Source organism: Psychroflexus sp. MES1-P1E (genome assembly GCF_002836055.1).
In the GTDB taxonomy this organism is placed as follows: domain Bacteria; phylum Bacteroidota; class Bacteroidia; order Flavobacteriales; family Flavobacteriaceae; genus Psychroflexus.
In genome coordinates this window covers 21397-28965 of record NZ_PJBS01000156.1, presented here as the reverse complement: position 1 = coordinate 28965, position 7569 = coordinate 21397, and the positions used below count along the sequence as shown (strand labels likewise).

The window sequence follows — 7569 nt, the reverse complement described above, 5'->3', positions numbered from 1 at the left end:
AACATACTTTGCTAGCACTTTTTGTACATCATAAACGTTAACACCTTTATTAAACTTTTTTTGAATACTTGGGTTAGATTCATTGGAATTCCAAATTTTCAACTCTGCTTCCAAGTCAAAGGTACCTGCTGTTTCATCCTGCATTTTCACTATCAATTTTGAGCTCAGAAAGTATGAGGTGTGTCGTTGGACTCCCGTATTTAATGAGTTTGTCTATAAATTGTTGAAGATGCAATTGATCACGAAGCGCTACACGCATATGTATATTATAAGGACCAGTGATTCTAAAGACTTCCTGTACTTCTGGATACGTCGTGATTTCTGATATGATATACTTAAGCTTTCCATCAAATATTTTTAACATTATAAAAACTTCCAGACCATTCCCCATCATCGCATGGTTTAATTGGATGTTGTAAGATTTTATAACTCCTAGATCTTCTAACTTCTGAATTCGTTCACGAACAGAAGATGGGGAAAGAGCTATTTTTCGACCAATTTCCGCAAATGAGGCTCTGGAATTACTCTTTAATATTTTGATTATTTGGATATCTAGATGGCTAACCATTGATTCGATTCTTTTACTTCAAAAATAGATTTTTTATTTGTAAATATACCTTTATAACCATTCAATCAATTTTATCATTAAACTTAGCATGTCTAATTTTGACTTAAATGAATAGTCTTTTTTTTATGGATTTAACAGTTCTTTTAATCCTTACAATCGGTGTTTTTATAGGGTTCTATGTCCAAACAGTCATTGGTTTTGCAGGGTCTTTAATCGCTTTGCCTATCCTTCTATTGGGTATGCAATTACAAGATGCAATTGCATACATCTCAATTTTCTACTTGTTTTCAAGTGCTTTTTTAATTACCAAAGAATGGAAAAATATAGATAAAAAAATAATTTTTAAACTCGCCATAACTTCAGTAATTGGGGTCATCTTAGGAATCTTATTGCTTACTTTCTCAAAACCTGTATTGCTAAAAAAGGGACTTGGAGTTTTTATTTTATTGTATGTAGCCTATGTTTTATATGGTAAAAAGAAGATAAAGCTAAATAAAGGAGGTATCATTAGCTTTGGAGTTATAGCTGGTTTCTTTTCAGGTGTATTTTCTACAGGAGGCCCTCTTTATGTTATCTGTGTTGAAAACTCTGTCAAAGACATCAAAGCATTAAGGGCGACCATGATAGGGGTTTTTGGGCTTGTTACCTTAACGCGGGTTCCTGCGCTAGCTGTAAGTGGAATATTGAAATTTAGCCATTTAGAAATGACACTCTTGGTCTTCCCCGTTTTTCTATTTGCTCAATTTTTAGGGAAACGAACTTTTATAAAGATTAATGAAACTGCATTTAAAAAATTATTGATGGTTCTTTTATGTGTTTCAGGTCTTATTCTTATAGTTTGAAACAGTGACCACAGGTTATGAGTATTTCTTATACAACAAATCAACTCTTAGTAAGAATGATATACCTACGAATTGCCTTTTAAGGCTTGCCGACTATGATAGCAGATTCGTTGCCAGACACCTTTGGTCATATCATCTTTCAAGAATGGTTAACGGCTAGAGAAATTCAAAAAGTAACACCATTAGAACAATTAGCCTATCTGGGAGATCCCGGTATGGGAGCGATCGAATACAAATCTTCCACCTGTTATGCTGAATTTATTTCAGTATCTCTCATTATCAACTTCACAATATTACTATTTAAAGCAGTGTACACACCAACGAATAAACACATCACGACCTAACTAGTCATTTCTGGAATCACCATCTCAGCAATTTGTTGCTTAAGCCTGACCCTAAAACGGATTTATGGTTACAAATCTTCCTTCTGTCATGCTGAATTTATTTTCAGCATCTCTCATTAACAACTTTATTGTATTACTATCCCAGCAGTCAACGCATCAAAGAATAAAAACATCACGACCTAACTAGTCATTTCTGGAATCACCATCTCAGCAATTTGTTGCTTAAGCCTGACCCTAAAACGGATTTATGGTTACAAATCTTCTTTCAGTTAAGCTGCTCCAAAGCATTGGAGGAACCTTTGATTTTTATTTCAAGAATTTTAAGTCGGGGTGGCAGGATTACCTCTCAAAAGTCGGTGATCCTAAAATGGGGTTGTTGCTCATTAAAAGCCAGAACGCCTACAGCGTTTACTGGGTTTTTTTGTCTTCTGTTCGGTTTTGAAGCAAGCTTCAACCTCTAGAAAACAAAAAAGCCCTACACTTTCGTGTAAGGCTTTTAGTGGTCGGGGTGGCAGGATTCGAACCTGCGACCTCCTGCTCCCAAAGCAGGCGCGATAACCGGGCTACGCTACACCCCGAGTGTAGACTTCATTTGAGTTTAGATGGATTTTGCTTCATCTAAAATATGTCAGCGGAGAGACAGGGACTCGAACCCTGGCGACACATGCGCGTCGACAGATTAGCAATCTGCTCCATTACCACTCTGGCACCTCTCCAATGTTTATAAGAACTTACGCTTTTTGCGGTTGCAAATATAAGTGTAATTTTGATTTTGACAAAGCGAATTGAATTTATTTTCTAGTTTCTTTTTAATTCCTTGGAGTCTGCCCTTCCAGATCAACAATAAGTTCATTCGCTTCTTTCTTTCCGCTCTCTCTCCATACCATTTCACCTAAATTGTAGAGCATGTAGGTAGGAAGATTCTTCACTTTTAAAGCCTTAACCAGCTGAGGATTCTTTTCAGCATCAATTTTGATAATCCTCAACCTATCGCCTAAAGCAGCACTCACGTCTTTTAACCGGTCATGGATACCTTCACAGTCTTCGCTCCAATCTGCAAAAAAGTTGATCAGAACAGGCTTTTTCTTATCGATAATCTCACCAAATTTTGTCATCGAATCTTAATTTTAATTAAATTTAGTTCAAATTACATCAGCTTCCAAATATTTTAGGCTAATGTATTTACTGGGTCTGGTGTCTTTTTAAATCTCAATTTGGCTCTAAGGACCAAATAAAACATCACAGGAACTATAATTAAGGTTAAGAAAGTCGCGAAAATCAATCCAAAAATCACTGTCCATGCCAAGGGTCCCCAAAAGATCACGTTATCTCCACCCACATAAACATTTGGTGCATAATCTACAAATAGTCCAAAGAAGTCGATGTTCAAACCTACCGCTAGCGGTATTAATCCAAGTACTGTTGTGATCGCTGTAAGCAATACAGGTCTAAGTCTAGATTTACCTCCAGCAACAATTTCCTCAAAATACTGCTGTCTGGTAAGCATCTCTTCATCCTCTATGTTTAACTTTTCTTTTCGTCGGTCGATAAGAATTTGAGTATAATCCACAAGGACAATCGCATTGTTGACAACAATACCTGCCAGTGAGATAATTCCCATCATGGTCATGATAATCACAAAATCCATTTGGAATATACCAATGCCAAAGAACACCCCGCCTAAACTCAAGATCACCGCCATCAAAATGATAATTGGCTTTGAAATAGAGTTGAATTGTGCCACGAGAATAAGCAGAATCCCTCCTACGGCAAGGAGAAGTGCTTTAATAAGAAAATCTAAGTTCTCTTCTTGTTTTTCTTGTTCTCCAGTGAATTTATAATTCATACTCTCTTTCAAGTCAAAATACTGAAGCTCGCTTTCTATTTGCTGAACAATTTCATTACCGTTATAACCGCCGAGGACGTTAGAGTAAATTGTAATAACTCTCTTTAAATCTTTCCTTTTGATAGAGGAGAAGGTCGATGTCGGGGTCTTTTCTATTAAGGTAGAGATAGGTGTTTGTATAATCTTACCTTTTTTGTTTCTGAAGGTTACGGGCTGATTGAAAATTGTGTTTTCATCATAGCGTGTATCTTCATTGAATCTCACATTGATCTGGTAGTCGTCATCCACGTCCTTGTAAGTGGACGCTTCTTCCCCAAAGACGGAACGTCTTATGACTTGACCTACTTGAGCGGTAGATATGCCAAGTTTACCAGCTTTTGCTTTATCGACTCTAATGTCCATTTCGGGTTTGGATTTATTGATGTCGATTTTTAATTCTTCAATCCCATCGATGCCAGCTTCGTCGATAAATTCTCTCATGCGCTCTGCTTCAGATAACATCTGATCGTAATTCTCACCTTTCAACTCAATATTGATAGGATATCCTGAAGGAGGTCCCGCGGAGTTTTTTTCAACAACAATGGATACTCCTGGGAACCCTCTTACAGATTCTCTGACTTCGTTTAGAACTTGGCTACTTCTTACGCCTCTTCGAAGCTTAAACTCTCGCATAGATAACGTGACTTTTCCGCGATGAGGCATTTGGTTGGCTTGCCCAGCGTCTGTATTCGGATTTCCAGAGCCTTTGCCGACTTGTGAAATAGCAGACTCGACCATAAAGTTATAGCCGTCCTCATCTTCGTATTTTTTTAAAGTCTCAAAAACACGTTCCTCTACCTTCTTGGTCAGTTTGTTGGTCTTATTAATGTCTGTCCCCTCAGGATATTCTATATAAGCCATAATCTGATTTGGCTGATTTTCGGGGAAGAATAAAACTTCTGGCTGTACAATGCCAATAAACACAAAGGAGGAAAATAAAATACCTAAAGTCCCAAAAAAGAAGAAGTAGGCTCTCTTTTTATATATCGCAAACTTGAGTAATTTCTCGTAGGAGTTTTCTAATTTTTTTAAAGATCGGAACTGGAAGAAATAAATTGCTTTCACTAAAAATAACTTATAAACCCAAAGTAGAATAGAGGCTAATATGGCAAGATTTCCTAAACCGCGTAAGCCTCCAATATCTAAAATAAACCCTAAGCTCAAGGAAAGAATACCTATTCCAAGAAGGATAAGACTCCATCGAATCGTTTGTTTATTTTTTAATTTATTTTCCTCAACTTTCATAAATTTTGAGGTTAACATTGCGTTGATGATGAGCGCTACAAATAGTGAAGAGCATAAGACCACCGAAAGTGTGATGGGAAAGTAGATCATGAACTTACCAATGGTTCCTGGCCATAATCCCAATGGGAAAAAAGCCGCAAGCGTTGTCGCCGTAGAAGCGATGATAGGCCAAGCAATTTCTCCTATCCCTTGCTTTGCAGCGGCTGTCCTACTCATGCCCTGGGCCATGAGCGAGTATACATTTTCTACAACCACGATACCATTATCCACCAGCATACCTAGTCCCATAACCAAACCGAATAGCACCATTGTATTGAGCGTAAACCCAAGTCCTGATAAGATGATAAGCGATAATAGTATAGACATAGGGATAGCGACCCCTACAAAAAGAGCATTTCTAAAGCCTAAAAAGAACATCAAAACAATAATAACTAAGAGTACACCAAAGATGATGTTATTCACTAGGTCATTCACTTGGTTTTCAGTCTTTATAGATTGGTCATTGGACAGGCTGATATTTAAGGCCTCTGGGAAATAGTTTTCTCTTTCATCATTAACGATGGTTTTAATTTTTTCTACCGCCTCAATCATATTTTTACCGGCTCTTTTTTTCACATCTAGCATAACTACTGCCTCACCGTAATTTCTAGCAAAGGTCGTAGGATCTTTTGTGTGAAAATTTACCTTAGCGACGTCTCTTAAATACACTTCACCTCCATCATCTTTAACCACGATGTTGTAAAGCTCATCTGGGGATTCTATTTCTCCTAAAATCCTGATGTTCTTTTCAAATCCGTTGGATATGATGTTACCTCCAGAGATAGTTCTGTTTTCATTACGAATAGAGGTTATAATATCAGTAAAGCTTACTTTCATAGCAGCCATTTTATAAATGTCTACAGCAACCTCTACTTCTTTTTCATCTACACCACGGACGGTAGCCTCTTTAATTTCAGGTAGTAACTCTACCTTATCTTGAAGGTGTTCTGCAAAATCTTTTAATTGCTGAATATTATAATTCCCCGTAAAGCTAATATTCAGTATAGGAAGCAATTCAGATATATTAAGGTCGAACACATTGGGCTCTACCTTTGCACCATTGTCCAGTGTTGGCCAGGTGGTTTCAGATTTAACTTGGTCTACCTTGTCTTTGACGAGTTGCTTGGCGTTTTGTATTTCTACATCTTCTTCAAACTCCACAATCACCATGGAGTAATCCTGTAAAGTAGAAGAGGTGATTTCTCGAACGCCCTTCACATCTTTAAATTCTTCTTCTAAAGGTTCTGTGATAAATTTTTCAACATCTTCTACAGAAGTCCCAGGCTCTATAGAACTAACGTATATTTTGGTTTCAATAATCTCTGGAAAATCCTCTCTTGGCATTCCGTAATAAGCCATAATTCCTCCGATGAGTATAATGATGCTTATCACATATACCGTCATCTTATTGTCGATTGCCCAAGACGATAAGGCAAATTCTTTATAAGTGTTCTTTTTGGCCATTACTTACTTTTTTTGAAAGTTCAACACTCTTACTTTATCATTTTTTTTGATCGTTCTAGCGCCTTCAGTGACTACAATATCTGTAGAATTAAGACCTTCTAAAACTTCGATCTCCCCTTGATAATTTTTGCCGAGTTTTAACTCTCGGAAATTAGCGATGCCAATACTATCATTTTCCATCTGAAGAGAAAACGTAAAGGATTGTCCTGATGCATTCTCTTGCAATATATTTTCTGGGATAACGATAGCTTGTTTGGAGGTATAGTCATTTAGTTTTAAAGTAGCAATCAAGTTGGGCTTTACAAAGTCAATACTATCTGGGATAGAGACTCGCACTCTAAAATTTCTATTGCTTTCTGAAATATTACTAGAGACTTGGGAAACCTTTCCTACAAAGCTTTTTCCTATAGCTCCAAGGGTTACAATAGCTTCAGAGCCTTCACTGATATTACCGACATAATTTTCTGGAACATTTGCACTAACGTACATGTCTCCTAAATTCAAAATTCTAAAGATTGGTGTTTGGCCTGGGGAAACTACCTGACCTTGGTCTGTAATAACTTCATCTATTTTCCCAGAAAAAGGAGCGTAAATTACAGATTTGTTGAGTTGGCTTCGCATTTGGTCAACGGCATTATCAATTTGCTCGAAGGCTGTTTTGGTTTCAAGGTACTGTATTTCTGAACCTATATTCTCATTCCAAAGTCGCTCCTGTCTTTCGAATCTCGTTTTGGAAAGCTCTCGCTGTGCCTTCATTTCTTTCAGTTGGCTCGATTGTCCTCCATCATCAATTTTGGCTAATTTTTGTCCTTTCTTAACCTGGTCACCTTCTTTGACGTAGATATCTTTTAATACACCAGAAAACTGAGGGTAAATCATGATGTTTTGGTCTGTAGTGACATCGCCTTGGACAGTGACATAGTGATTAAAATCTTTTGGAGCTAGACCTAAAGCTTCCACTAAGGCATATTTTGAAGAATCTTCAAAATCAGCTAATTTTTTGTCCAAGGTTTTAATCTGGCTGTTGAGTTTCCTCATCGAGGTATTCAATTCCTCACGTTTTTGATTCAGTTCTGCTTTCGATCCATTTTCGACAATATCTTCGATAGACTTTTCTTTGGGACCACAAGACACCATAATAAGTAGGGAAAGTATAGTGAGGTAAGATATATATTTCATGGG

6 protein-coding genes, 2 tRNA genes and 1 pseudogene are annotated in these 7569 nt (G+C 37.2%); 2 read left to right on the top strand and 7 right to left on the bottom strand.

Going from position 1 to position 7569, the window contains the following annotated elements; translation table 11 throughout:
- Together CXF67_RS05875 and CXF67_RS05870 are read right to left on the bottom strand one after the other, a co-directional pair.
- Nucleotides 1–138: pseudogene (locus CXF67_RS05875) on the bottom strand (PH domain-containing protein); the annotation flags it as partial.
- Nucleotides 134–568: an Lrp/AsnC family transcriptional regulator gene (locus CXF67_RS05870; protein WP_102087897.1), complete on the bottom strand. Its 435-nt coding sequence runs from the start codon at nucleotides 566–568 to the stop codon at nucleotides 134–136. The pseudogene CXF67_RS05875 and the gene CXF67_RS05870, both read right to left, overlap by 5 nt.
- 125 nt (nucleotides 569–693) lie before the next feature.
- Between CXF67_RS05870 and CXF67_RS05865 the strand changes: the two genes are divergently transcribed.
- Nucleotides 694–1410, top strand: coding sequence for a sulfite exporter TauE/SafE family protein (locus tag CXF67_RS05865; protein ID WP_102087900.1), 717 nt, complete (start codon nucleotides 694–696; stop codon nucleotides 1408–1410).
- Nucleotides 1411–1505: 95 nt separating this feature from the next.
- Nucleotides 1506–1754 carry a HipA N-terminal domain-containing protein gene (locus CXF67_RS18715; protein ID WP_257984612.1) on the top strand — a complete coding sequence of 83 codons (249 nt, stop codon included), beginning with the start codon at nucleotides 1506–1508 and terminating at the stop codon, nucleotides 1752–1754.
- Between the two features lie 500 nt (nucleotides 1755–2254).
- Here CXF67_RS18715 and CXF67_RS05850 read toward each other — a convergent pair.
- The 5 genes from CXF67_RS05850 to CXF67_RS05830 form a co-directional block, all read right to left on the bottom strand.
- Nucleotides 2255–2332 (bottom strand) — tRNA-Pro (locus CXF67_RS05850).
- Nucleotides 2333–2386: 54 nt separating this feature from the next.
- Nucleotides 2387–2470 (bottom strand) — tRNA-Ser (locus CXF67_RS05845).
- A 93-nt stretch (nucleotides 2471–2563) separates the two neighbouring features.
- On the bottom strand, nucleotides 2564–2869 hold the full coding sequence (locus CXF67_RS05840) for a thioredoxin family protein (protein WP_102087895.1): 306 nt from the start codon (nucleotides 2867–2869) through the stop codon (nucleotides 2564–2566).
- Between the two features lie 53 nt (nucleotides 2870–2922).
- Nucleotides 2923–6387 carry an efflux RND transporter permease subunit gene (locus tag CXF67_RS05835; protein ID WP_102087894.1) on the bottom strand — a complete coding sequence of 1155 codons (3465 nt, stop codon included), beginning with the start codon at nucleotides 6385–6387 and terminating at the stop codon, nucleotides 2923–2925.
- A gap of 3 nt (nucleotides 6388–6390) precedes the next feature.
- Nucleotides 6391–7566 carry an efflux RND transporter periplasmic adaptor subunit gene (locus CXF67_RS05830; protein ID WP_102087893.1) on the bottom strand — a complete coding sequence of 392 codons (1176 nt, stop codon included), beginning with the start codon at nucleotides 7564–7566 and terminating at the stop codon, nucleotides 6391–6393.
- Nucleotides 7567–7569: the final 3 nt, after the last annotated feature.